Annotated in this window: 18 protein-coding genes; 7 read left to right on the forward strand and 11 right to left on the reverse strand. The window is 42.4% G+C overall.

Annotated features, from left to right (window positions below; all coding sequences use genetic code 11):
• Positions 1-55: 55 nt before the first annotated feature.
• Entirely contained in the window at positions 56-3,442 is a 3,387-nt protein-coding gene (locus tag P2W71_RS13045; protein ID WP_276371680.1) for a ThuA domain-containing protein, read from the reverse strand.
• A gap of 132 nt (positions 3,443-3,574) precedes the next feature.
• Between P2W71_RS13045 and P2W71_RS13050 the strand changes: the two genes are divergently transcribed.
• The gene (locus tag P2W71_RS13050) at positions 3,575-4,345 is read left to right on the forward strand and encodes an NUDIX domain-containing protein (protein WP_276371681.1); all 771 of its coding nucleotides are present in this window, start codon (positions 3,575-3,577) and stop codon (positions 4,343-4,345) included.
• A 238-nt stretch (positions 4,346-4,583) separates the two neighbouring features.
• Here the strand turns inward: P2W71_RS13050 and P2W71_RS13055 are convergent, their stop codons facing one another.
• The 3 genes from P2W71_RS13055 to P2W71_RS13065 all read right to left on the reverse strand — a co-directional run bounded on the left by P2W71_RS13055 (position 4,584) and on the right by P2W71_RS13065 (position 7,351).
• A complete protein-coding gene (locus tag P2W71_RS13055; protein ID WP_276371682.1) occupies positions 4,584-5,075 on the reverse strand; it encodes a RidA family protein in 492 nt (163 codons plus the stop codon).
• A gap of 519 nt (positions 5,076-5,594) precedes the next feature.
• A complete protein-coding gene (locus tag P2W71_RS13060; protein ID WP_276371683.1) occupies positions 5,595-6,359 on the reverse strand; it encodes an SDR family oxidoreductase in 765 nt (254 codons plus the stop codon).
• 86 nt (positions 6,360-6,445) lie between these two features.
• Complete coding sequence (locus P2W71_RS13065; RefSeq protein ID WP_276371684.1) at positions 6,446-7,351, reverse strand: AraC family transcriptional regulator; 906 nt, start codon at positions 7,349-7,351, stop codon at positions 6,446-6,448.
• Positions 7,352-7,675: 324 nt separating this feature from the next.
• On the opposite strand from P2W71_RS13065, the gene P2W71_RS13070 reads away from it, so the two are divergent.
• Together P2W71_RS13070 and P2W71_RS13075 are read left to right on the forward strand one after the other, a co-directional pair.
• Positions 7,676-9,547, forward strand: a complete 1,872-nt coding sequence (locus P2W71_RS13070; protein ID WP_276371685.1) for a hypothetical protein — start codon at positions 7,676-7,678, stop codon at positions 9,545-9,547.
• Positions 9,548-9,704: 157 nt separating this feature from the next.
• Positions 9,705-10,472, forward strand: a complete 768-nt coding sequence (locus P2W71_RS13075; protein WP_276371686.1) for an OmpH family outer membrane protein — start codon at positions 9,705-9,707, stop codon at positions 10,470-10,472.
• Between the two features lie 171 nt (positions 10,473-10,643).
• Here P2W71_RS13075 and P2W71_RS13080 read toward each other — a convergent pair whose 3' ends face one another.
• On the reverse strand, positions 10,644-11,627 hold the full coding sequence (locus P2W71_RS13080) for a helix-turn-helix domain-containing protein (protein ID WP_276371687.1): 984 nt from the start codon (positions 11,625-11,627) through the stop codon (positions 10,644-10,646).
• A 348-nt stretch (positions 11,628-11,975) separates the two neighbouring features.
• On the opposite strand from P2W71_RS13080, the gene P2W71_RS13085 reads away from it, so the two are divergent.
• Positions 11,976-12,503, forward strand: a complete 528-nt coding sequence (locus P2W71_RS13085) for a DinB family protein (protein ID WP_276371688.1) — start codon at positions 11,976-11,978, stop codon at positions 12,501-12,503.
• Between the two features lie 90 nt (positions 12,504-12,593).
• On the opposite strand, the gene P2W71_RS13090 is transcribed toward P2W71_RS13085, so the two are convergent.
• Complete coding sequence (locus P2W71_RS13090; protein ID WP_276371689.1) at positions 12,594-13,649, reverse strand: adenylate/guanylate cyclase domain-containing protein; 1,056 nt, start codon at positions 13,647-13,649, stop codon at positions 12,594-12,596.
• 202 nt (positions 13,650-13,851) lie between these two features.
• Here P2W71_RS13090 and P2W71_RS13095 point away from each other — a divergent pair, with 202 nt between their 5' ends.
• Complete coding sequence (locus tag P2W71_RS13095) at positions 13,852-14,391, forward strand: lipocalin family protein (protein ID WP_276371690.1); 540 nt, start codon at positions 13,852-13,854, stop codon at positions 14,389-14,391.
• Positions 14,392-14,437: 46 nt separating this feature from the next.
• On the opposite strand, the gene P2W71_RS13100 is transcribed toward P2W71_RS13095, so the two are convergent.
• The 3 genes from P2W71_RS13100 to P2W71_RS13110 all read right to left on the reverse strand — a co-directional run bounded on the left by P2W71_RS13100 (position 14,438) and on the right by P2W71_RS13110 (position 20,363).
• Complete coding sequence (locus P2W71_RS13100; protein ID WP_276371691.1) at positions 14,438-17,263, reverse strand: FAD-binding and (Fe-S)-binding domain-containing protein; 2,826 nt, start codon at positions 17,261-17,263, stop codon at positions 14,438-14,440.
• A 303-nt stretch (positions 17,264-17,566) separates the two neighbouring features.
• Positions 17,567-18,448, reverse strand: a complete 882-nt coding sequence (locus P2W71_RS13105) for an MBL fold metallo-hydrolase (protein WP_276371692.1) — start codon at positions 18,446-18,448, stop codon at positions 17,567-17,569.
• Between the two features lie 175 nt (positions 18,449-18,623).
• Positions 18,624-20,363 (reverse strand): GMC family oxidoreductase, encoded by a 1,740-nt coding sequence (locus P2W71_RS13110; protein ID WP_276371693.1) that lies wholly within the window; start codon positions 20,361-20,363, stop codon positions 18,624-18,626.
• A gap of 323 nt (positions 20,364-20,686) precedes the next feature.
• Here P2W71_RS13110 and P2W71_RS13115 point away from each other — a divergent pair, with 323 nt between their 5' ends.
• Together P2W71_RS13115 and P2W71_RS13120 are read left to right on the forward strand one after the other, a co-directional pair.
• Complete coding sequence (locus tag P2W71_RS13115; RefSeq protein WP_276371694.1) at positions 20,687-22,090, forward strand: hypothetical protein; 1,404 nt, start codon at positions 20,687-20,689, stop codon at positions 22,088-22,090.
• A 125-nt stretch (positions 22,091-22,215) separates the two neighbouring features.
• Positions 22,216-22,749 carry an AAA family ATPase gene (locus P2W71_RS13120; RefSeq protein WP_276371695.1) on the forward strand — a complete coding sequence of 178 codons (534 nt, stop codon included), beginning with the start codon at positions 22,216-22,218 and terminating at the stop codon, positions 22,747-22,749.
• 18 nt (positions 22,750-22,767) lie between these two features.
• Here the strand turns inward: P2W71_RS13120 and P2W71_RS13125 are convergent, their stop codons facing one another.
• Positions 22,768-23,889, reverse strand: a complete 1,122-nt coding sequence (locus P2W71_RS13125) for a DUF5009 domain-containing protein (protein WP_276371696.1) — start codon at positions 23,887-23,889, stop codon at positions 22,768-22,770.
• A 199-nt stretch (positions 23,890-24,088) separates the two neighbouring features.
• Positions 24,089-24,916, reverse strand: coding sequence for an AraC family transcriptional regulator (locus P2W71_RS13130; RefSeq protein ID WP_276371697.1), 828 nt, complete (start codon positions 24,914-24,916; stop codon positions 24,089-24,091).
• Positions 24,917-24,923: the final 7 nt, after the last annotated feature.

Below are 24,923 nucleotides of genomic sequence, written 5' to 3' on the forward strand. Positions count from 1 at the left end.
GCTGATTTCTTTCGTTAGGTCTATCTCTTTTTATAACTACCTGTTTGTTATATGGTCATTTTCGCTTAACAAATTCAAGTGTCGCAATACCCGCAAATATTTTGCTCGGGTCTTTGCATTTTACTTTCAAAATAAGGTCATGAATGCCTTGGGTCGATTTTATGTCCACGCCTAAGTCCTTAAAGCCCATATCTGTGAGTCCAGGCTCGAAGTTGGCAACACCGATGGGTTGGCTGTCTTCACTATCGATAAACAACTGAAGTTCACCTCCGGAGAAATAGTTTGGCGCTACGGCAAGATTAAATTTGATCTGACCTACATCCGTTAGATCGATACCGTTGTAACGTATCACGCCCTGATCACTTGGCAACACAATCATGATCTCGTTTTCCAACCCGGGCCAGATATCTTTGGTAACCTTAAAGGTCGTTGTTTTCTTCCGCTCGTGGAATCGGTCGGCGCTGATCAACGGATATGAAAGTGATATTACCTTAGTTGCTGTTAAAGGTTTTATTCCATTAGCACCTTTGTCAGTGTAAGAAGCAGTGAAAATATAAGCTCCTTCTTTGTCTTCGGGTTTGTGTTTATTCAACGCATAGGAGCCTTTGTAGGGTAGCCCTGCCGTAATACCTTTTTTGTTCATGGAAAGGATATAGCGGATCATCTTTTCCGTTTCCTCTGTGGTAAGCTGTGGATGTGGCGACATCATCAGGTTGCCCCATACACCCGAGCCTCCTTTAATCACCTTGTCCACCAAACCTTTGATCACCGTTTCATCTCCAGCATACTTGTCGGCAATTTGTGTTAGAGATGGACCAACAGATTTTTCAGTCAGGTTGTGGCATGATTTGCAGTCCGAGTTTTCAAGCAGGGTTTTTCCCACCAGGTTGGCTGATGCTTCCATATTGGCTTGATGTCCCTGAATAATTTCAGTAACGTCATGCCCTCGCTGAAGGTAATCTGCGGTAAAAGTGATTGACGAAGGATCAATGCCATTGTTAATGCTCCCGTCTTCGGTATCTTTTACATCGACGCTGTAGTCGAACGTTGAGTTGTCCCAATAAAACTTGCTATTACCTTTAAAACTCATCTTGATTTCAGGGAGGTCGTTTCCGGCAACAACAAGTAAGTGTTGTGTGGCACTTTCGCCTGCCGGATCCGTTACCATCAATGTTACCTTGTATTCACCCGGCTTCGTAAATACATGCGATGGATTTTTCTCTGAAGATTTTTCTCCATCACCAAACGCCCATTCATAGGTCAGTTCATCACCATCGAAATCTTTGGATTCATCAGAACTGAATTGAATGGCAAATGGTGTTTTTCCCACGGTCTTATCTGCGCTAATTGCTGCGAGCGGTACACGATTGGCTGATGAATACGTAATGTGGATAAGTCGTGCATCCATATTTTGCGAAAACCAATTGGTGCCGTATTCGAGGGCGTAGATGTCACCGGATGGACCAAAGACAATGTCAACAAGATTGTTAAACGGCATGGTGGGAAGGAATCTTTCCATTCGCACATAGTTTCCATCTTCATCAAGGGTTACAGCCACGACCCATCCTCTCATCCAGTCATAGGCGAAAAACTTCTTGTCGTAGTACACTGGAAACCGCTGTTCGGATTCAGGGTATTCATCGGCGTAAAAAACAGGTCCAGCCATAGCGTTGCGACCGCCTTCACCAACCAAAGGAAATTCTTTTGACGTCGCATAAGGATAATAAATTAACGGGGGAACAGCTTCCGGTAGTTCTTTTACGCCTGTGTTATTAGGGGAATTGTTAACGGGTTTCTTTGGATCAAACAAGGGACCGGATTTATTAGAAGCATAATCGTAGTCGTTATATGGAAAATTGTTTCCGACGAAGTATGGCCATCCATGGTTCCCCGCTTTCCGGGCTTGGTTGATTTCGTCATAACCACGAGAACCAAATCCAACGCTATCCTTACCTGCATCTGGTCCTACATCGCCCCAATAAAGATATCCGGTTTTTGAATCGACCGAGATCCTGAATGGATTTCTAACACCCATCACGAAGATCTCCGGCCTTCCTTTGGCTGGATCAGTGAAAAGATTTCCTTTGGGTATTGAGTAAGTGCCGTCATCTTCAGGTTTGATGCGAAGAATTTTACCTCGCAGATCCTTTGTGTTTGAGGATGACTTTTGTGCATCCCAGGCTGAACGACCGGGGCTTTCGTCCATCGGACCATAACCCGTAGCCCGCGGACTTGTATTATCGCCAACTGACAGATAAAGCAATCGGTCCGGACCAAATTCAATTGATCCGGCGGAGTGACAACATTCGTCACGTTGTGTGGATACCGTCAAGATAATTTTTTCGCTCGATCGGTCTAAAGAGTCGCCGATGAAACTGAAACGTGAAAGACGCTGGACAGCTTCCTTTCCGACTGGAGAATAATAAAGATATATCCAATGATTTTTCTCGTATTCTGGATCCACTGCAAGCCCGAGCAACCCATCTTCCAATTCATTGAATACAGGAAATGTGGTAACGAGCTTTGTTTTATTTTCAGCTTTCTTGAATAGCTTGATGCCACCTCTTCGTTCGATAAAAAGCACATCTTCATTCGGGAGCATGTCGAGCTCCATGGGTTCGTTGAGGTTGAAATCAAGAACAACTTTCTGAAATCTGTTTTCTTCTGGTGCGACCTTTGAGTTGTTATAATCCACAGGCGAACCGGGGCCTGCTGCGTACTGTATACCGCCCCAAAGCATTTCAAGAAAGTCCTTGTCTTGGTAACATTCATTTGTATGTCCGAGTCCTGTGTACCATGTTCTTCCTCCATCAAAATCGCGATACCATGCCATGGGGTGGTTGTCTCCATTCGTGCCACCTTGATATGATTTTTCATCGAGGTTTAGCAATACATTGATTTCCGGCCTGATGTCCTTATAGTTGTACCATTCGTCTGTACGTTTCCAGGTTTCCGGCAGATGCTTTGTTGAAACGTGTGTCTTGTCAATTACCTTTATTGTTGCATCGCGTACGTTGGGATCATTGGGATGTCCATTAAAATAAGCACCGACTAGCTCACCGTACCACGGCCATTCATATTCGGTATCTGCAGCGGCGTGTATCCCGACGAACCCGCCACCTGCCTGAACCCAACGGTTCAGCTCAAGCTGCTGCGTGTCGTTCAATACATCGCCGGTAGTATTAAGGAAAACAATTACATTATAACGTTTCAATGTATTTTCATTGAATGAGGCACTGTTTTCAGTCGTGTCTACCACGAAGCCATGCTGCATTCCGAGAGTGCGGATGGCCTCAATTCCTGCAGGTATTGACTCGTGCCGAAACGACGATGTTTTTGAAAATACCAGTACTTTTATATCTCGCGTGTCGCGGGTAAAATAAAAGTATGCCCCAATACATAATGCAATGATGATTAGCAGGATTATATAGCGTTTTTTCATGCAGGTAGGAGACGTTTAAACAATTTGAGTCAATATGACTCAAATATACATGAAATTTGTTTCCATGCAATTTTGTGCTGTACTTGCCCGATGGGTGATGAACCGGTAATTTGATTATTGAGGAACGAGAACATGATTGATAAGATTAAAAAATATATTAGATCTCTTGAAAAGGAAGCTATTCCCCAGTTGTCTGTAAACTGCGTCATTTTTGGTTTTCATGAGAAGACGCTCAAAGTGATTGTTAATAAAATAGCGCTTGGCCAGTCAACGATGTTCGTGTTACCCGGCGGTTATGTTAAGCAGACGGAGAATTTGACCGATGCGGTTCAGCGAATTGTTAAGGAAAGTACGGGATTAGAAAAAATATTATTTAAACAGTTTGCAGTATTTGGCGATGCTTCACGATCCTTTGAAAAAGAATTCAAGGTACTCAGAACTTCTAAGCTTGATGGCGACGCCGAGGTATTAAAATGGTTCTCTAAACGATTTATCAGTGTTTGTTATCTGGCTCTTGTGGATTTTAGTAAAATTGAACTGAAGCCAACACAGTTTCTGGATGCGGCGCAATGGCTTTCCGTAGAGAAGGCAAAGACCTTAGCAATGGATCATAGTCATATTGTTGAAAGTGCCAGAGAATCGCTGATTAAAGAACTTCCGTATGCTCCTATAGCGTCCAACCTGCTGCCGCCTAAATTTACGTTGCCCGACCTCCATGCGTTGGTTGAGGGGATTCTGGGCAGAACAATCGACAGACCTAACTTCAGAAGGAAAATTCTAAAGTCCGACATGATTGTGAAAGTAGGTCAGGACAATTCGAATAAAAGACGACCTGCTGACTTATACGCTTTCAGGCACGGTAAAAAGACCAGTCTGATTGATGAGTACAAGTTGGGATTTTAGGTGATCCGTACGGGAACGGGTCAACAAGTATTAGATGACATTTGGAACTTCTCCTGATATCAATGCCGAAAAATTCCTAATACCACGCCGCTCATTCCAGCCACCACGTTGGATTAGCTGAAAAGAGTTTCTTACTGGTAGCAAACACAATCGCGCTGCTAACAATTTCTATTTTCTGATTTTCCTTTCGAAATATCATGAGTGAGTATAACCTCTCCGCTCGAATGAGGTTAATGCATTAATCACGCTTAGGAATTATTGCTGTTGCTTCGATTTCAATTAAAACATCCTCCCTGAAGAGTTTGTTTACTTCAATTAATGTGCTAGTCGGAGGGTTTTTGCTATTAACAAATTTGTCTCTAACATCTCGAAAATTCTGTATATGAGAAACGTCACGCATAAAGACTCCAATCTTTATAACATTCTCCATTGTCCCGCCGAGTTCAGACATAATATTTTTGATATTTAAGAATACTTGTTCAGTTTGTCTGCTCACATCGCCTGCCCCAACCAAATCGCCTTTTTGATCGAACGGAACTTGGCCGGATAAAATTATCATTTCACAATTTCCCAAATCTACAATAGCCGCATGAGAGTATCCTTTGGGTGTTGCTATCGATGATGGATTTCTAAACTTTGTTATTGAGGTTTTCGTCTGTGAAAAACAGGATATACAAGCGGAAAACAGAAGGAGTAACACTGCCGTTTTCATTTTTTCTTGTCGTCTCATTGTACATTTTTTAGTTACGGTAAATAGAATGGTCCTAGCTAAGCATTATACTAAACGTATTAAGAAACGTGGACGCTCTAATAATCGACGCGCATCAACGGTCGTACGTTTCCAAATAAATATCTGGAAATAATGCAGTGTTAACAAACCCGAAATTCTTTTGGCGTGCCTTTCAGGTTTTACTCAAATACTTTTCCAATCGCGCTATTCTGTAACCCAAATTATTTCGAGAGCGGGCAGGATAAGAAGTCATCCACGCTTAGTATCTCACCTTAGTTTCGAGCATGGAGCTTCGGTTGGGCTTCGGTGAACGCCCGGTAAATCTGCGCTAAAAGGCATTTTTTCCGAAGAAATACCGCAGCTACCGAGCAGCTCCACGGTTTCCCGATGCATCCTGTTCTCATCCATCAAGGAGAGAATGTTGCGTAAGCATGTTCGACCCAGTGTAGCGTATTTTTCTTTGTCATCCTTGAAGCTATCGGTGATTTCCAACAAGGTCGCAATCAGCATCACAGACACTTACAAATTCATTCCACCTGACACCTCAATGCGTTGGCCATTGATCCAACGGCCTCCTTCACTGCATAAAAACGCCACGACTGCACCAATGTCTTCGGGAACACCGACGCGTCCCAAAGCTGTGACGCCGGCGATATATTTGTTGAGCTGCTCATTATCGCGTACCACTCCGCCGCTGAAATCCGTTTCAATGGCACCCGGCGCAACCGTGTTTACTGTTATTTTTCGAGCCCCTAATTCTTTCGCCATATACCTGGTTAACACTTCCACAGCCCCTTTCATTGAAGCATAAGCTGAGTATCCGGGATTTGAGAATCTGGCTAGCCCAGTAGAAATGTTGATAATTCTTCCACCATCACTTAACAATGGCAGCGCCTTTTGAGTGATGAAGAACACACCTTTAAAATGGATATTCATTAGTGCATCAAACTGCGCTTCCGTAGTCTCGGCAAATGGCGCATGAATGCCAATGCCTGCATTGTTAATAAGAAAGTCAAATGCCTCAACTTCAAAAGTTTCCTTCAAAGCGTTCTTTACCTCGTTTATAAAATGAGGAAAACTTCCAATGTCACTTGCATCCAATTGAAGAGCGGTAGCTTTTCTTCCAAACTTTTTCACTTCATCTACGACAGCAATCGCTTCTTCTTTTTTTGTGTTGTATGTGATGATTACATCAATTTCATTTTTCGCAAGGTTTATAGCCATATCCTTGCCGAGGCCACGGCTCCCGCCGGTTATCAACGCGATCTTACTTTTTTGTGTCATGGTTTTGTTTTTTTAATGACACAAAATTCACTCGCACCAGCGTTGTTTTTGTTGCAAGGATCAATCCGAAGTTTGCAAAAATCAAATCAGCTACGAAAAGCGAGCGGCGCCAACTTCGTTTGTTTTTTAAAGAAGTTGGAAAAGTGTGCGACTTCTTCAAAGCCGAGGCTGTAGGCAATTTCAGAGATGTTCCAATTCGTTTGCTTTAGCAGGATTTTGGCTTCTTGCAGGGTGCGCGCAGCAATCAATTCTGTAGTAGTCTTGCCAGTGTTTTCCTTCAAGACCTTATTAAGATGGTTAACATGAATGGCGAGCCGTTCTGAAAAATCCTTGGCCGTTCTGAGGGTTAGCCTTTGCTGTGGCGATTCTATTGGAAATTGTCTTTCAAGCAATTCAATGAAAAGTGATGTCACCCGCGCAGACGCGTTGTGCGTACTGTATAAAGTAGATGCTGGCTGCAGTTTCTGTCCAAAGTGAATGAGTTCCAGAACGTAATTTCTGATGAGGTCATATTTATAGATGTAGCTGGAGGAAAGCTCTTTGTGAATTTTCAGGAAAATGCGTGACACTTCTTTCGCATCATCATTAGAAAGTTTAAAAACAGGATAACCTCCGGGCCGAAAAATTGGCAACTCATCAAGCACTACACCACTTTTACTTTGCATGAGGAAGTCATCTGTAAAAATGCAGAAGTGTCCTGTTTGATTCTCATCCTGGGGTATATAATTATAGGGAATTCGTGGCGTTGCAAACAGTAACGCTTTTTTGTCAATGTCAATTACCTTGTCCGCATATTCTGCACGGTTCCGACCGATAATGAGACTGATCTTGTAGTAGGCTCGACGGTTGTACGGCATTTCTTTTTTTTCCCGCAACTTGGCCATGAGTTCATCAATTCGAAAAACATTAAAATGGCCAATCTCTTTGTTGATATTTTCAGGGATTAGATTTGCCGTCTGCCGGTAGAACTCTTCCAGGGATGTTGCGCTCATTGTTTTGTAAAATTCAAATATATCGATTTTTGAATACTAAGTTTTCTAGGTTTCTTCCTTACGTTGTAATTGTGTACGTGCAGGTTTGGTCCGTTGAACTTATGCTCCTGCGCAAATAGGGAACTTTTTCTCAGCATATTTTTTACTCATCCACTCAAGTGGTTTTTGATACGCGGAGACAATTCCATCCATCAGGTCTGCCGATAACCTCCTGGGATAACTCAATAAAACCCTGAAAGTACCGCTTTATATTCCCACTTTTACAGGTCTACTACGAAGAGGGGCTATCGAACGTCATACGTAAATTTTTGGAGCAGAGAAAACTTGGAAGCCGTAATCACATCGATGTATCATAAAACTGCAGGGCCGTGGTGCACCTTGTTGCTTATCGTTTTTGGTTTTAATATCGGCAGCCTTGCACAGGAAAAAAAGGATACGGTTAGCTCGCAAGCAGGAATTGATACGACGAAATTTAACAAAGGCGTCAAAAAGCTCTTGGGACTTATCACGCGTGTACCTGAAGTGGACCAATCACCTTTCACCATCAAAAGTGAAGATCCTTTTTTGAAATACGAGGGAAAAATTATTCGGAAGATCAACATACGACGCATTGGGTTTGACAAAATTGTTTTAGATACGGCCTACACTTTTCGAAGTTTTATTGCCAACACAGCCAACAATCTCCATACGGATACTAAGGAATCTGTGATCAGAAATCATTTGTTCATTAGAGAAGGCAGACCACTGAATGCATATCGGGTGGCGGATAATGAACGCACAATTCGTAACCTGGAATTTATTTTGGATGCGCGAATTTTTGTAAAGCCGATTTCAAAAAGTTCAGACTCGGTCGATTTGCTTATCGTCACAAGAGATGTATTCAGTCTTGGTGGATCTGTCAGTACTTCCCTGCCCGGAAAATACAGAATAAGAATTCGCGATATAAATATTGCAGGTCTGGGACATTATGTTCAGGTCGGCCAAATCTACGACCAGCGAAGAACACCTCGTTATGCTTACGAGGGTTTCTATCAGATAAACAATATAAAGGGGAGTTTTATCGACGCGAGCCTTGGCTACACAAAACTCAATAGGGGTATCAGCGTTGGAAACGAGAATGAACGTTCTGTTTACTTCAAGCTGAGTAGAGCGCTATACCAACCTTTTGCCCGTTTCGCTGGGGCCATTGAGTACAGTGATAACCTTTCAAGGAATGTTTACAGCGAAGCCGATAGCACTTTTTCCAGATATCATTATAGAATTCAAGATTATTGGATTGGGTATTCAATTGGTCATAAAAGATTGCCGAAAAACCTAAGGGAAAACAGGAACAGAACATTTCTCGCACTACGAAGTTTTAAGCAGTATTTTCTGAAGGGCGCAACGAATATTGATTTAACTGAGCCTGATCGTTTTGCATATAGGGATAGGTTGTCAATATTGGCGCAGCTGACATTCTTCCGGCAAGATTTCTACAAGACGCAATATGTGTTAGGCTTCGGACGAACAGAAGATGTGCCTCATGGCTACCGGATATCCTTTACGGGAGGGTGGGAGAGAGAATTACAAAGCAAAAGACCTTATGTAGGCAGCGAATTGAATTATAACAAAGTTCAGGCTACCGGAACCATCTTGACCTTCAATCTGAAGGTTGCCTCCTTTTGGAATGGAAGCGACGCTGAAGACGGTCTGTTTTCATTTGATTTTACCAAATACAGTAAGATAAATAAGATAAGGAGATCGATTATCCGTACTCAATTCGAGTCCGGGTATGCTGTACTTTTTAATCAAAATGTAAAAAGGGGAATTGATATTCGCGACTTGAATGGAATTGCGGGTTTCTTGACTGACAGTTTGGTAGGGCTCCAGCGTTTCACGATTGCACAGGAAGCAACGATTTTTACGCCATGGAAAGTTTTGGGATTTCGAATGGCGCCTACCGGAAGAGTTGAGTTTGCGTTGATTCAGCGCAGCGGCAAATTTTTGCAAGCACGAAATTTGTTTGCGGGATTGTCAGTGGGCCTAAGGGCTCGCAATGAAAATCTTATTTTCAACACGTTTGAAGCACGAATATTTTACTACCCCAGGATAGTTGAAGGACTTGACCATTTTCGGGCCACGATCATAACGAATTTCAGAATAAGATATCCCACCAACCTGGTAAACAAACCTTCCACTGTCTTTCCATATTATTAGGGCCTTAATTTCTTCAAGGATCAAGATGTTGATCCTCGCACTCGTAACTTTAATTTAAACATCTGACAAAAGGCTCAAATTAATTCTGATAAACTACTATATCTTTTCCTAGATCCTTCCGTATAATGCTGTTATTCGGAAATCACCAACAAATTCAATGATACACCCCATTTCTTTTATTAAGCCCACGCTGTCATTATTGTTTTTACTTTCTATTATCGCTGCTGCACCCGTGCAGGCCCAAAATTATTGGGAAAAGATCCCGGCACTTACTAGCCAGTGTTACTCCGACAAGGATGATTTTGGGGAAAAGATTTACCTTCTCAAATCTGAGATTAAAGAAAAGTTGCAAAAAAGCCAGCAAGCAGCAGAGGCAAAGGCCAATAAGATGACGAATGAAGAAAGGATGGCCATCGCCACAAAATATCAGCAGATGAAGCCGGATGAAATCATCAAAATGCAAAATGAGATGATGGAGATGCAACAATTACAGGCCGATTTTCAGCAAAAGGCTACGGAATATGAAAACAGTTTTAATCAACTTGAAGCAGATTTCCGCGCTGAGTTTGGTAAAAAACTGGGCCCGATAGAACAGGAATATCAAAAGCTTCCCGATGGTGAAGGCACACCGGCGTGGGCTATAAAAAAAGGAGAGGAGTTGATGGCTGCATATAACAAAACCTATGAATCGATTTGTGATGCATACTTCACCTCACCTAATGCAAAATTTAAAATTTGGCTTAAAGACTATAATACCTTTCTTCGCGAACATGAAGTCCCCTTTAACAAGAAAATGCTAAAAACACAATATGCCCAAATTAATCTCACACCCGATGATGCCGATGCTACACTCATGGCTGTAGAAAAGTACCTGGATAAATGCGCCCTGATATTTGCGCTTCGCAGACCTTATCGCCAAGGATGATGTGATATGGAGTTGAGTCACCTAAGCATGAATTGGCCATAAAGAACTTGCTGGTTCCATCGTTCGGCTTGAAGTTTATTTGTCTGCTACACGTTGCGTCCTGAAGAGTATTTTACATCCTAACTATAAGGGATTTTCTGGGCCGAGAAGTGAGATTACGCAGTTTACCAATCACTGCGAAACCATAGCGACTTCTTTACTATACTTCGACCTGTATTCCAAAGGAGACAAGCCTGTTATTTTTTTAAACACTTCCCTAAATGCTTTGTCATCAGAATAACCCACTTCACTCATCACCTCAAAAACACTTTTCCTCCCTTTTTCCAACGTACTTTTCGCGACTTCCACTTTTACACGTTGCAAATATTCTACCGGCGTATTTCCCGTTGCTTTGTTAAAACGTCGATCAAAATTCCGTCTGCTGATAGCAAGCTTGGAAGCCAGTTCCTCGAAAGAAATTTTTTCACTAAGATTTTCTTCAATATAAGTTTGTGCTCTGCTTATCAACTCATCACCATGATTCTTCTGCGTTTGAAATATGTGAAAAGGTGATTGAGAGTGTCTTTCAATATCAATTTGAAAAAGTTTTGAACAGAAGATAGCAATCTCTCTGTTAAAATATTTTTCAACCAGCAATAGAATCAGGTTTAAAAATGAGTAGCCGCCACCATTGGTATAAATTCCCTTTTCAACAGTGATCAATTTGTCCGTTTGAAGATTAATATGGGGAAACATTCGTCTGAAATTTGCTGCTGCATTCCAATGTGTTGAACAGATTTTTCCATCTAGGAGACCTGAGGCTGCAAGTAAAAATACGCCTGAACAGATGCTCGCAATTTCAGCGCCACCCTTATATTGTTCTCCGATCCAGTTAATCAGTCGTTGATTGTCTTCAATCAAATGTTCGTCATAATAAAATGAAGGTATAATGACCAGATCCGTTTTTTTAATGTCGCTAATATTTATGGGATAAATCGAAAAGAATCCAAGATCCAACTTGAGTTCTTTTACGAGACCTGCAATGCGAACTTCAATTTTTGGCTGGTTTCCCATCGAGCGCCAATGTTCGTTTGCCCGTGTGAGAATTTCAAATGAACCTGTTATACTGCTCAGGTTAACATTGCCATTCGGAACAACTATGGTGACTTGTTTCATTGCAGAATTTTGAACAAAGATACTTCGTGAGGTTGTCCAAATCAACCCCTTACAATGTCTACTTTACCCCTGTTGGCTCATGGATCCAGACTATATTTTTAAGACAAAATTGTTCAAGCAACGTTGGGTGAGCAAAGGAGGTGAGATGTGCCTTCCAATCGTGTTATAGGTATCGTGACCGGAAATTCTCAAAGTCGTTGTTTTGAATTGCAACGATGTAACTAAGCTCGAAACGGTATTGAATGATAAATAACAAATCAACGAAACGTATTTATCGGTTAATGAGCAATATTTGCATGAATCTTTAACATAAACAGCCAACTTTTACCCAATAAATCTCTTATCATTATGAAACTCACAAACCTTTTATCAGCATTATTGCTTCTTTTAACAGCCACTTTTGTTCATGCGCAACAGTCCATCGACGACATGGTAAAAGAATGGGAACGAGCCAAGGCTTATACCAAAGAATATCTGGATGTCATGCCCGAGTCTGGTTACGCGCTCAAACCCACGCCGGAGATGCGCTCATTTGCTGACCAAATGCTGCACCTGACTGACGCTAACTATGGCTTTGCTGCCGGGGCGTCTGGTGAGAAAAGTCCCGTTGCATTCGGGGAGTCAGAGAAGGCAACGGATAAGTCCAAGGCTAATGTCACAAAACTCGTGATGGCCGGGTATGATTTTGTTATCAACACCATTAAAAAAATGACGCCCCAGCAACTTGCCGAGCAAACAAAGTTGTTCAACAAGTTTGATATGACGAAGGGGATGGTGTTGACTAAATTGTTCGAACATCAGACGCATCATCGGGGACAAACAACAGTTTATCTTCGTCTTGCAAAGGTTGTTCCTCCACAAGAGAAACTGTTTTAATCATTTAACGTTTTGTTCGTAAAGCAAAGCACGGCATAAAGTCGTGCTTTTTTATTTCCGTTGATGCAAGTGGAATAAGGCTGTCATACGCTATGCTAACAGGATCTCATTTAAGTCCAATTCCCGTTCCTTACCTTTTAATTTGAACGCGCCAATTGGACGAATCTTGAAACCGGCATCAAATGTCAACTCGCGAAGGAGCGACGAAGATGAAATAATTCCTGCACCAATTTCTTTTCCTTTGCTCAAAATTCTAGCCGTTGTGTTAAGAACATCGCCCGAATACGTGATCTCTCTTTTTAATACGCCAACTTCACCCGCAACCACTTTTCCACTGTGCAAGCCGGCGCTGAAACTTGGAACAAATCCGTAACGGCGAATATATTTCTGCTGGTTTCTTTTTATGTTCTCAATGATATCAAAATAACAACGAATGCAGCGGTTGTCTACGATGCCATCCTGATGATCCCACGCTACAACGGCCTCATCACCTACATATTGATAAATCTCCCCCTGGTTGTTGAGAATCGGTTCTGCCATGTCGGCAAAGAAATCACGGAGCAATTGATGATACAATTCGTCCCCGAGTTTTTCCGCGATCGTTGTGGATGAGTTTAGATCCAGGAACATGAAAATTCTCTTCTCCTCTTGCGGTACATGGTATTTTCCACGCAAGATATTTCCGAAACCATTTTGTCCTACCTTACAGCTTAGTTGAAGTAAAAATTGGGTCAACGCAACAACTACAAACCATGCCATAATATTTTTGATGCGACTTGTGTCATGTAGAAAATAAGTGAAAGATCCATTGGATGTTCCAAAGGCTGTGGCTTTCACTATGATAATAATCAAGATAATGATTGCGAACGAAAAGATAATGGCGAGGATCGTGTAGCCATACGGTTTATCCTGGAACCAGACATTAATGTAAAAAACGAGAAAGCTGCCCCCCAATAATCCACCAATCAACGCGGAGACCAGATGTTGACTGAGCGAATTTGAAAATGAATAGCTGGATGATAGACCTTTCGAATCATGTGTCAGGAGCACCAGGTGATCATAAAACGAAATAAAGGTTCCAACCACCATCCAAGATAAAATGATGATGAACAATTGCCGGACTTTTATTTCTGTGGATCGACTCATACTTGCGTTTCCTTCTTTCTTAACAGTAAAATTAGCCGCGGCCGTTGACTCAACCGGGGGGTAATTCGGCCTTTTAAAGGGTATTTTGCGACAAATTCAATTTCAGTGACTAAGGAATTTCTAAGTCAATTTCTAACAATGTTATGGTTTTCGAGTTTAAGCACTGGCGGGTAACAGCTCCCATTAAGACTTCGATATCTGAATGAAATACAAAATATTTATCACTGGGCTAACAGTTTTCATCGGTACGCTATTGATCCTTACCGCGTGCCAAACAACACCTAACAATGTTGAAGTTGTTAAGTCGTTTGATATCAGCAAGTATACAGGCAATTGGTTCGAAATTGCGCGTCTTGATTTTCGTTTTGAAAAGAACCTGAACAACACCACAGCGGATTACTCACTAAATGATGACGGTACCATTAAAGTTGTCAACCGTGGTTATAACTATAAAAAACAGAAGTGGGTAGAAGCTACAGGCAAAGCAAAATTTGTGGAAGCAAAGGATGAGGGACGGCTCAAAGTTTCCTTCTTTGGACCATTCTATTCAGGTTACAACGTTATCGCCATTGATCCGGACTACAAATATGCCCTCATAGCAGGGGAGAGTATGAAATACCTGTGGCTACTGTCACGCGAAACAACCATGCCGGAAAATATTAAACAGGCCTACCTAAAAAAGGCAGAAGGCATTGGCTACAAGACTTCTGATTTGGTTTGGGTTGAACATAATCGTCAATAACGACGTTGATTGATCATGCCTGAATCCAGCCGTCTTCTCATCACCCTCACAAAGATTCATCAACCAGGTATAGAATAGATTCATAGTTTGCGTTCACCGCTTCCGTCATAGCGATCTCACATGTTTTTGTTGAAGCGTAGTAACCATCGTATTGCTCCTTTCGAACTTCAGCCGCTTCAAAAAATGTCGCTGACGCCGTTAACTCGGGAATAAGAAAACCTCGATCACCTGCCATACCACAGCATCCCTTGTGTTTAGGAACAGTCACTTGCTGGGCAAAATACGTTGCTATTGCAACGAACTTGTTTTCGGTTTTCATTTTCGTTAATGAGCATACCGGGTGCAGGACAACACGTCTGCTCTTTTGCTTCGCATCTGCATAAGGCATTACCATGTCATGTAAAAAATCCACAACATCAAAAATGACCAAGCGATCATATTTTGCGGCTCTTTCAATATCGAGTGCTGGCCGGATCTGATGGAGTGTATAGGCGCATGAACTGATGTCGATAACCACGGGAATTCGCCCTTCGATGGTAGCATTCCACAGGTGATCCACAATCTTGTTTGCGGTGAAGCAGTAAGCATCTTGAAATCCTTTAGAAGAAAATATTTGACTGCAGCAACTTCCCGTAGCCTCATCCAGTATGCTAACGCTAACATTTACTTTTTGACAAACGCTTAGAAACGTCTCCATGATGTTTTTTTCTTTTCCCGCATAGCTTCCCATAACCCTTGATATACACGATGGAAAATACACAATGGATCTTTCGCTGCGATCAGTCACTGCGTTGTCTTTTCCGTTGATGGACGGCAGGGAAGGAGGAGCCTGCAGCGCGTTTGACCAAAGCGGCATGCCTGGAAAAACAGTTTTAATTCCCTTCGTCATTTTTCGCATGGCGTTGATTCCAAAAATCTTATTGACAGCATGTCCCGTCGTCAAGGCCACCCTGGTAAGCCATTCCATTGTTTTAAAATTCTTCGCCACCGTTAAAGCAATTCGATTCGCCCAAGGCGAATGATTTTCCCTTCTTAGCCTTTTGATAAGGTCGCCGGTATTAATGTCGACAGGACATGCCGTTGCACACATTCCATCCACTGCGCAAGTATCTTTCCCATCATATTCGTATTCGTTCAGCAGTTGTTTATACCTCGATTGGTCTCCCTGAAGTTGCAGGCTTTTCATTACCCTTCGTATCACGATTCGTCGCCTGGGAGAGGTCGTAAGGTCATGGCTCGGACAAACATGTTCACAAAAACCACATTCTATGCATCGGTCTACCTCTTCTTCAACAGCGGGTAACTTCTTCAGGTATTTGATGTGCGCATCGGAATTGTCGTTGATGATAACCCCCGGATTGAGAAGATTTTCGGGATCTATAATTTTTTTAAGCCTTCTCATCATGTCGTAAGCTTCACCGCCCCATTCGACTTCAACAAAAGGCGCCATGTTACGGCCGGTGCCATGTTCACCTTTAAGGGTACCGTTATATTTATCAACAACGAGTTTCACTACGTCCCGGATAAATCGATCATACCGAAGTATGTCATCTTCATCATTGAATGATTGGGTGACGACAAAGTGAATATTGCCATCTTTAGCGTGGCCAAAGATGATGGCATTAAAGTATTTGTATTTTTTAAAGAGTACTTGCAAATCGAGTATGGCATCTCCAAGCCTTTCTACTGGAAAAGCCAAATCTTCCAAAATCACCGTTGTTCCGCTAGCCCTGACTGCACCTACGGCAGGAAAAAGTCCTTTGCGGACTTTCCATAAGAATGCTTGCTCATCCGGGTCTGTGGTAAATTGTGGTGTATTCAGCAATGACAGTTCATGGATCGAATTTAGAAAGCGGTCTACTCTTTCCGTCAAGTCTGTGTTTGACTTCTCCTGAAATTCAATTAAAAGCGCAGCGGCCGTTTCCGGTAGTGTTTTAATAACGGCAGGCATACCCGCCAGGTTCTCCACTGCATGAAGTGATGCCCTATCCATGAGCTCGACCATCATCGCGCCAGCTAGCTTGAGTGGTACAATCGCCTTGCAGGCCGCGTAGATGTCGGGAAAATAAAGTAGCGTTGTGGATTTATAAGGATAGTCTGGCACGGTTTCCAAAACTGCTTCCGAAATAAATGCGAGCGTGCCTTCTGCTCCGATCAATAGATGCGCTAGGATGTCAAGCGGATGTTCAAAATCGACAAAAGCATTTAAAGAATAACCGACCGTTGTTTTTGTTTTGTATTTAGCACGTATCTTCTCATATAACATTTTATTCTGCCTGATCTCATCCCGGATAGTCTGAAGTGTTTCCGAAATCTCTTTACATTCTATTTTAAATCTTTCGTAATCTGTTTTGGACTCTGTCGTGAACGTTTTTCCATTGGGAAGAATGAACCGGATATATTTTGTTGTGTGATAAGAGTTGAGGCTTACGCCGCAGCACATTCCGCTCGCATTGTTGGATAGGATTCCTCCGATCATCGCCGAATTGATGCTGGCAGGATCGGGCCCAATTTTACGTTGATGTTTTTTTAAATAGGTATTCACCATGGCACCGGTTATGCCAGGTTGCACGCGCACCAGTGCTCCATCATCCTGGAGCGTTACCTTCTTCCAAAACTTGCTAAGGTCTACAAGAATACCATCCGTGATCGACTGCCCCGAAAGACTCGTTCCTCCGGTACGAAATACCAAAGGGATTTTGTTTTTATTAGAAAACTCAAACAATGCAATTATTTCTTCCTCCGTATTCGGCTGCACCACAGCTTTAGGCATCAGGTAATAAAATCCTGCGTCGGCAGCAAAGGATACCAGATCAATGAACCGATCCCTGATTCTGCTTTCCGGTATTATCTTCGTCAATTCGTTTCTCATCACTTACTGAACCAAAATTTCATTCTATAATACGACAAATTCGTTTCAGTTTTCTTAACTATCGGGCCGAGCATCCCCTTTATCCATCAATTGAAGACTGAGAAGTGACGAGGAAGTATGCTAAGTAACTCAAACAGTGAGCTAACTGCTACGGTCGTGCTTTTGACTAATTACTTAATCACAAAAGAGGTTGTAAAGTTGATAAGGCTGAAGCCGTAAAGCAGGTCTAGCATAGCGCTCTGAGATTCTTTGCAGAGTACATCTTCCTCGTTATCCATTCAACTCCGACGCTCGCTGTAAGTCTTACCGGATAGAAATGATCTCTCCATCCACAGGTATGTGGATATTTATGTTTTTGTGTCGGATGCTGTTAGCCAGATCTTGCCTGGTGACGAAGCAATGATTTACGCAATCCATGTGAACTGCAATCAATTTACTCGGAGATACTTCACTCACAGCAATAACATCATCAGGCGTCATTGTTATTGGTCCTCCTGTAAGAAACTGCGCACCGCCCGCATTTAAAACAATATAGTCAGGATTAAATGTTTTAATGGCTCCCTCCACATCTTTGCACCAGATGGTATCTCCGGCAATGTAGATTTTGGTTTTGTTAGTGCTGATGACAAAGCCCGATACTTCTCCCATTTGTCTCCCAACCTCACCGGTCCCATGTTGTCCGCTTGTGCGGTGAATGAGCAAACCTTTCCACACGATTTCCTGCGGAATTGCGCGAACGTCTAGAAAATTTTGAGCGCGTATTTTTTCTTCGTCCGACGGCTGACAAAAGATAGGTTTGCTTTTTGGAATTAAATGTTGGGCTTCAATATCCCAATGGTCCCGATGAGTATGCGTTACAATAACGGCGTCGATATCCGCAAGGAGTTCGGATATGCTGCTTCTTTCGAAGGGCAACGGAACCATTGGAATTCGTTTTTCATTGCCACAGTTTTTGACGGGATCCAGTTGTTCTTTCTCTGACAGCATGGGATCGATCAACATTCGCTTTCCTTCGATTTGAAGTACCAGCGTCGCATGCCTGATTAACTGTATATAGCTTGTTGATTTCATTTTTTTGCGTTCGCCAACGAAGACTGCTTTCGGGGCAGCCAGCAACATGAAGGACTGAAGAAATGTTCGTCTCAGCATGTGTGTGGTACGATACAAAGCCAGATACTGTTGCATGTTTTCGCGGCTTTCGATTGCTCCGCGGAAAGAAATGTATTTCAATCGATGTAACCGAGGGGAGGATGATTATCTCAACGGTGTGGAATTCATGGACGGGGTGCTTGTTAGAAATTACGCCGTTGTTGATATGTGTTACAAGTATACACATCAACAACGGCAGTTTATAAAAGCATTAGATATTCTGTTTTTTCAACTGATCAAGGATATATTCAGACGCTCTCATTGAAAGCGCAAGGATGGTCCATGTTGGATTTTTATCTGCCTGTGATACGAACGGCCCACCATCAACAACAAATAAATTTTTGCAGTCATGCGCCTGATTAAATTTATTCAAGGCCGATTTTTTTGGATCATTACCCATACGCGTAGTACCAACCTCATGGATGATCCTCCCGGGTGCCAGCAGACCGTAATCATTTTCCGGACCATCGTCGCCAGAAGTAACGACACCTCCCATTTTATGAATTAGCTCTTTGAAAGTCTCCTTCATGTGCTTCGCTTGTTTTACCTCGTGCTCACTCCACTTGTAATGAAAACGCAACACTGGAATACCAAACTTATCTACCGTATGCGGATCGATCTCACAGTAATTATCTTCGCGGGCGATAGCTTCACCACGTCCTGACATACCAATGGCGGCCCCATAAAAATACCGGTAATCATCTTTCAAGGAAGCGCCATATCCACCCGCGGCTTTTTGCTTGCCATCGCGACCAGGATATTTTCCATTTGTTTTTTCCATTCCAAATCCAAACCCGTAGCCAGGCATGTTCATGCCGCCGCCATATTCGATATGGTATCCTCTTGCAAAGTCAAGGTTTTTGTTATCAAGCCACCACGGTGTGTATACATGCATACCACCAACACCATCCTCGTTATAACGTTTTCTTCCCACCAGGTGCGGTAGAATTCCACCCATGGAAGCACCTGTCGAGTCGTGCAGGTACTTGCCGACAACGCCGCTGGTATTGGCCAGACCGTTGGGATTTCTTGATGATTTTGAGTTTAACAACAATCGCGAAGATTCACATGCGCTCGCTGCCAGTATGACGATCTTGGCATTGACCGTATATTCCTGTAAGTCTTGCGTATTGACAAATGATACGCCTGTTGCTTTACCCTCACCGTTGGTTAATACTTCGCGCGCCATGGCGTGGGGTATTACATCAACGTTGCCTGTTGCTAACGCCGGTTTTACCAACACGGAAGAAGAAGAGAAATCTGCATATACCGTACAACCACGTCCACACTGACGGCAATAGAAGCAAGACCCTCTGTCTTTATTGACAGGCTTCGTAAGGATTGAAAGCCGCGATGGAATGACAGGAATATTGAGTGCTTTTCCAGCATTCTGAATCATGAGCTCATGCAACCTTGGTTTTGGTGGAGGCAGATAAATGCTATCCGGATCGTTGGGAAGATTTTCCTTCGAACCAAAAACCCCAATCAGCCGGTCAACCTTGTCGTAAAAAGGTGCCACATCTTCATATCCAATCGGCCAGTCATCACCCAAGCCATCAATACTTTTACGTTTAAAATCTTTCGGACCAAAGCGCAACGAAATTCGTCCCCAGTGATTGGTACGCCCTCCCACCATTCGGGCCCGGAACCAGTCGAACTGCGTTCCATCTTTATGTGTATATGGTTCGCCTTCAAGTTCCCACCCACCATAAGCGGCATCAAAATCCCCAAAATGACGATAAGGTGTACTTGCTCCACGTCGTGGGGACTCCCACGGCCATTTTAGTTGTGTTACATTTTTAGCAGGATCATATAACGGCCCCGCTTCCAGCAGAACTACTTTTACACCAGCGTTCGCCAGCACGTAAGCAGCCATACCTCCGCCGGCACCAGATCCAACAATACAAACGTCATATGATTTTGAAGTCTCCTTGATTTGAAAATCAGGCATATAAATTTCGTTTTAGCGTTTTAAGATTTGAACGATTTAACCATTGTTCAGACGCCTAAATAAAACTATTCTTACGCAGATTATCACTATCGATTTGCGATAATGTATGCGCATAAATCGTCCACCAGCGCATCAGACTGACTTCCGCAACAGTGATGTGCGATGTGTCGGCTGCTGCCGGCAATGTAGACGAGAGGTACGAGCGTTGAAAAAATATGACGAGAACATAAAAACGCGACTAACTGGACAGCTTTGTTGAGGACGGACCCATCTCGAATGTCAAGTTTTTAACTTTATCTTTAAGTTGAAGTCACCAACCAATTATGTTGATTCGAAAAAACACAAAGGCATTTAAAACTATTTATGAAATAATAACAAAGTGTAAGGACAGGCCCGACCGCGAAAAACTTATACGTCTTTACATTACAAAAGCTGGACATTCAATAGAAGACAGAATAAGCGTAGAAGGAATTCAGGGTGAAGCAGCGCTGTTCTATGAAATGAATTATTATGCCGTATTGAGTAATTTGGAATCGTCAAATCGCCAACTGCATGCAAGTGATGATACTCCGGGAATTTATTTTTTCCACAGCACTTCAAATAAAGCATGGGATGAAACGCCATTCGAATTTGACGAGGCTGTAAAAAAAGATTTTGCTTCTCTTCCGGATCTGCCGGTATTCAGAAAAAAGGAGAAGGCTGAAAAGTATGCTTTTCCTGCCGCGAACATAAAGACAGAATCGAAGCACGTAAAAAAAGAAAAAGATCAGAAAAAGATTCCTGCAAAAGTTATCGATAAGGGGCCCAGGCAGCCGGACTTTAAACTCAAGCATAAAATTAAGTTTACCGATCTCGATAAAATTGTTTTCAGGAAACCATCACTTACTAAAAAAGATGTCCTGGAGTACTATAATAAAATCGCTGATTACATCTTGCCTTATCTTAAAGATCGACCCATTGCCATTAGAATTCTTTCAGCTGATGGCTCGCATACGGAATATAAAACTTTAGGCGCGCTCCCTGAAAATGTGGAACCGCCAGACTGGATTCAAACAACAAACGCCGCTAAGCCAAAAGAGAAAGAACAATCGCTGCTCTGCAATAACAAAGAACATCTGTTGTACTACGCGGAGATTGGTTGTGTGGAATTTATGAGTGGTCTTTCGCGTACGAAGTCTTTGGAATTGCCTGATTATTTTGTTATCGAAATTGAGTCTCCGGAAGCAGAACTTGGAAACGCAATCAAGGTCGCCCTTGCTGCTAATGAGATATTATCGGGTTTGAAACTGCCATCTTTTGTTAAAACAGACGGTCGGTCCAGCCTGCAGATTTATATACCACTCGATGCCAAAAGTAAATTTGAAACAAGCCAGGCGGCAGCTCAATACATCTGTAAACTTATCAGGCTTAAAATACCCGAATTTGTGTTCCTGGAAGGGTCTGAAGACAACAGTTACGGGAAGGTGTCATTGAAGTATTTCCTTAACGAAGGAGGTCAAAATATCATTACACCTTATTCTCTTGTGGCAGGAGAATCATTAACGGTTGCGGCACCGCTTTTATGGGAAGAAATAAAGGAGGACCTTCGGTTGGATGAGTTCAACCATGTGGAGATTTTTAAGAGGCTTAAGAATGTAGGTGATCCGTTGGAACCCATTTTCAGGAAAAAGGTTAACGCAGATGTTCTGCTTGAACGAATGGAAGCGAACTATTCATTTCTTTTGTAAGTATGAATTTTCTCTTTTCTCTTTTCATCTCCCTTACTTGAATATTTATGCTATGACTATAGGAATGACGGGTGTGTTTGTAGAGTATCTTGTAAAAGCTATCTAGGATATTTAACGTCACGATAATGAATAGGAGTGAAGGAAAGATGGTGTATTTTATTACAGGTGCCTCTGGTGTCGGCAAGACAACTTTAGTTACCCAGCTAGAGGAAAAGTATAGCAACAGACCCTGGTCATTCCTGCACTTTGACACGATTGGAGTCCCTTCGTTAGAAGAGATGCGAGAAAAATTCAGCTCGCCTGTTCGGTGGCAGGAAATTAAAACACACGAATGGATCGACCGAATTATGCATGAATACACGGATGAAAAAATCTTTTTGGAAGGCCAGGTGAACTTGGAATTTATTCGCAGTGGTTTTGCAAAACACCACTTCGACAACTATACAATCATCCTCATCCACTGCAGTGAAGATGAAATGCGTTACAGGCTCACACACGGACGGGAACAGCCTGAGCTGTTTAATAAACATATGATAAATTGGCTTAAGTTTTTAAGAGACCAAGCGAAGGACTTTAAGGCGGTGGTGATTGATAGCAGCACCTTATCTAAGGGCGAGGTATTGCAAAAGTTTGAGGAAGCATTGGATTTCCTGCATTAACCAAAAATAACGTAAGGGCTAGATCTTGACAAAGATTTTTCGCCTGTATAGAATATATAGAAAGATCCATACGATAGCCAACGCGCCAATGCTTTCGAAAACAGGGTGCCATTCTTCCGGGGTGTCTTTATAAAGGCCTTCAAAAAGTAATTTTGACGTATGGCCAAAATCAATAAACCGGTACGCCAGATAAATAGTCAGACTATTCATGCCGATCACAATAAAAAAGAAGGTCCATTTCTGATACTTCAGAATGTCAATAATCCAATAGAACAATGCGAAGGACAGAAACGCCATTCCGCCTGTGAGCATAATGAATGAACTGCTCCACAAATGCTTGTTGATTGGAAAATGTAAGCTCCATAAAAGTCCGATTGCGACGCAGATAGCTCCTGACACCACAAGGTTCCGAAGTTTCGCATAATCAGAAAGTTCTTCCTTTCTTAAGATATCTGATGCCAATGTTCCAAGTATGGTAAGACACAACGCAGGAATTTGTGTAAGTATTCCATTTTCGTCATACGTTTTTTGCAGTAGTCTGCCGGGCAGGAAATTCCGGTCGATCCAGCCATGGAGGTTTCCTTCGATCGAAAGGTCACCAGCACCATATCCTGGAACCGGGATAAGAAACATAGCTCCATAGTATAACAACAATAGCCCTGCCACCCAAAACATTCTGCTTCGCACATTAAAATTTAGGTAGAGAATCGTCACTATAAATCCCGCGAATCCGATCCGTTGAAGTACGCCAACAAAACGGATCTCAGACCACTCAAAAAAAGGAACAGGGGCATTTTTATCAAGTATACCTAACGCGATTAAAATCAGCATCCTTTTAAAAGCTTTCCAGTAAAGCTGAGATTTCGACAGCCCTTGTTCTAGCCCTTTGCGAGTGGAAAAAGGGATTGACATGCCTGCGATAAAAAGAAAAAGTGGAAAGATAAAATCGTAAAAGGTAAAACCATTCCACGGCGGATGTTCGAACTGCAACGCAAGCGCGTCTACCCACGGCCAATCCGTTTTGCCATGTAAAAGGTAAATAAACGATCCGGCGCCAGATATCATGAGCATATCAAAACCGCGCAATGCATCGATGGATACCAATCGTTTTGTTGGTGTATGAGATTGATCAGACGTCATTCGGTATACAAGACCTTTCTAGTTCAGGAGCTGCTTGTGAGTTAGTGCCTTAAGGAAGCTTGTTCATCAAAGTTATGACTTTCACGTGAATGACAATTTATCGGCAATGAAAGGAATGAAAAGCTTGCTCCACAATTCGTTTCCAGTTTTAAATTGAAGCAAATCAGTATCCCTACTTCTTGGGATTTCCAATGAAGCACTAGTTTCTTACAACAGCAGTGGGGATATAACCAAAATGTTTCTTGAACGCGAACGAAAAATGGGAGAGATCTTCAAAACCAACTTCCAGATATACGTCGACGGGCTTTTTCGCTTGAGCTGCAATTTGATAGTGCGCTAATTCCAGCCTTTTCTTTGTTAACCAACGTTGCGGCGTGGCTTTGAAGGTTTTTCGAAAATCGCGGTTGAATGTTGAGAGGCTACGGCCAGTGAGATAACCAAACTTTTCTAAAGGCAAATTGAACATAAAATGACTTTCCATAAACTTTGCCAAATCAATTTTCCCAGGTGTGTCGAAGTTTGCGAGGATCCCATCCACGTTTTTGTCAATCGTTCTTAAAATGGTGATCGCTTCTGTAATTTTTAGTGCGGCCAGGCTTTCCGGAAATTTCTCTTGCAAGTCAAAGTAGGGAAGTAGTGACGAAAAACAACTCTGGAGAAGCGGATGATTCTTGAACGAATATATTTTGTCAGTAAAGCCGGCCTCGGATTTCATTTCCAGTTTTGAATAAAAATCTCTGAGTCGCTCTATCGTGAGATGCATTCCTACAGCTTTGTGCGGAAGTCCATCTTTGGGATAATTAATAATGGTTACCACTTGATTACGCGGGATCAGGAAAATATCTCCCGCGTTGAACACATATGAAGTTCCAGCCTGAATAATTTTTGTTTCACCGGAAATAAACCAAATGAGCAAGTGGTGTTCAAAAAGCACTTCGGTCTTAAACAATTCGTCCTCAAAAACTGAAAGCTTGATATCTGGAGTGATATAGTTTGTTTTGAATTCCATATCTCTTGTCATTGGCATACAATTT

The sequence above is a fragment of the Chryseolinea sp. H1M3-3 genome (genome assembly GCF_029360725.1).
Lineage (GTDB): Bacteria > Bacteroidota > Bacteroidia > Cytophagales > Cyclobacteriaceae > Chryseolinea.

Excerpts from the sequence above, each read along its gene's own strand:
- P2W71_RS13085 (WP_276371688.1), top strand. The coding sequence starts at position 11,976 with ATGAAACTCACAAACCTTTTATCAGCATTATTGCTTCTTTTAACAGCC.
- P2W71_RS13075 (WP_276371686.1), top strand. The coding sequence starts at position 9,705 with ATGATACACCCCATTTCTTTTATTAAGCCCACGCTGTCATTATTGTTT.
- P2W71_RS13115 (WP_276371694.1), top strand. The coding sequence starts at position 20,687 with ATGTTGATTCGAAAAAACACAAAGGCATTTAAAACTATTTATGAAATA.
- P2W71_RS13105 (WP_276371692.1), bottom strand. The coding sequence starts at position 18,448 with ATGCAACAGTATCTGGCTTTGTATCGTACCACACACATGCTGAGACGA.
- P2W71_RS13110 (WP_276371693.1), bottom strand. The coding sequence starts at position 20,363 with ATGCCTGATTTTCAAATCAAGGAGACTTCAAAATCATATGACGTTTGT.
- P2W71_RS13065 (WP_276371684.1), bottom strand. The coding sequence starts at position 7,351 with ATGAGCGCAACATCCCTGGAAGAGTTCTACCGGCAGACGGCAAATCTA.
- P2W71_RS13130 (WP_276371697.1), bottom strand. The coding sequence starts at position 24,916 with ATGCCAATGACAAGAGATATGGAATTCAAAACAAACTATATCACTCCA.
- P2W71_RS13060 (WP_276371683.1), bottom strand. The coding sequence starts at position 6,359 with ATGACACAAAAAAGTAAGATCGCGTTGATAACCGGCGGGAGCCGTGGC.
- P2W71_RS13095 (WP_276371690.1), top strand. The coding sequence starts at position 13,852 with ATGAAATACAAAATATTTATCACTGGGCTAACAGTTTTCATCGGTACG.
- P2W71_RS13120 (WP_276371695.1), top strand. The coding sequence starts at position 22,216 with ATGAATAGGAGTGAAGGAAAGATGGTGTATTTTATTACAGGTGCCTCT.
- P2W71_RS13055 (WP_276371682.1), bottom strand. The coding sequence starts at position 5,075 with ATGAGACGACAAGAAAAAATGAAAACGGCAGTGTTACTCCTTCTGTTT.
- P2W71_RS13090 (WP_276371689.1), bottom strand. The coding sequence starts at position 13,649 with ATGAGTCGATCCACAGAAATAAAAGTCCGGCAATTGTTCATCATCATT.
- P2W71_RS13100 (WP_276371691.1), bottom strand. The coding sequence starts at position 17,263 with ATGAGAAACGAATTGACGAAGATAATACCGGAAAGCAGAATCAGGGAT.
- P2W71_RS13125 (WP_276371696.1), bottom strand. The coding sequence starts at position 23,889 with ATGACGTCTGATCAATCTCATACACCAACAAAACGATTGGTATCCATC.
- P2W71_RS13050 (WP_276371681.1), top strand. The coding sequence starts at position 3,575 with ATGATTGATAAGATTAAAAAATATATTAGATCTCTTGAAAAGGAAGCT.
- P2W71_RS13080 (WP_276371687.1), bottom strand. The coding sequence starts at position 11,627 with ATGAAACAAGTCACCATAGTTGTTCCGAATGGCAATGTTAACCTGAGC.
- P2W71_RS13045 (WP_276371680.1), bottom strand. The coding sequence starts at position 3,442 with ATGAAAAAACGCTATATAATCCTGCTAATCATCATTGCATTATGTATT.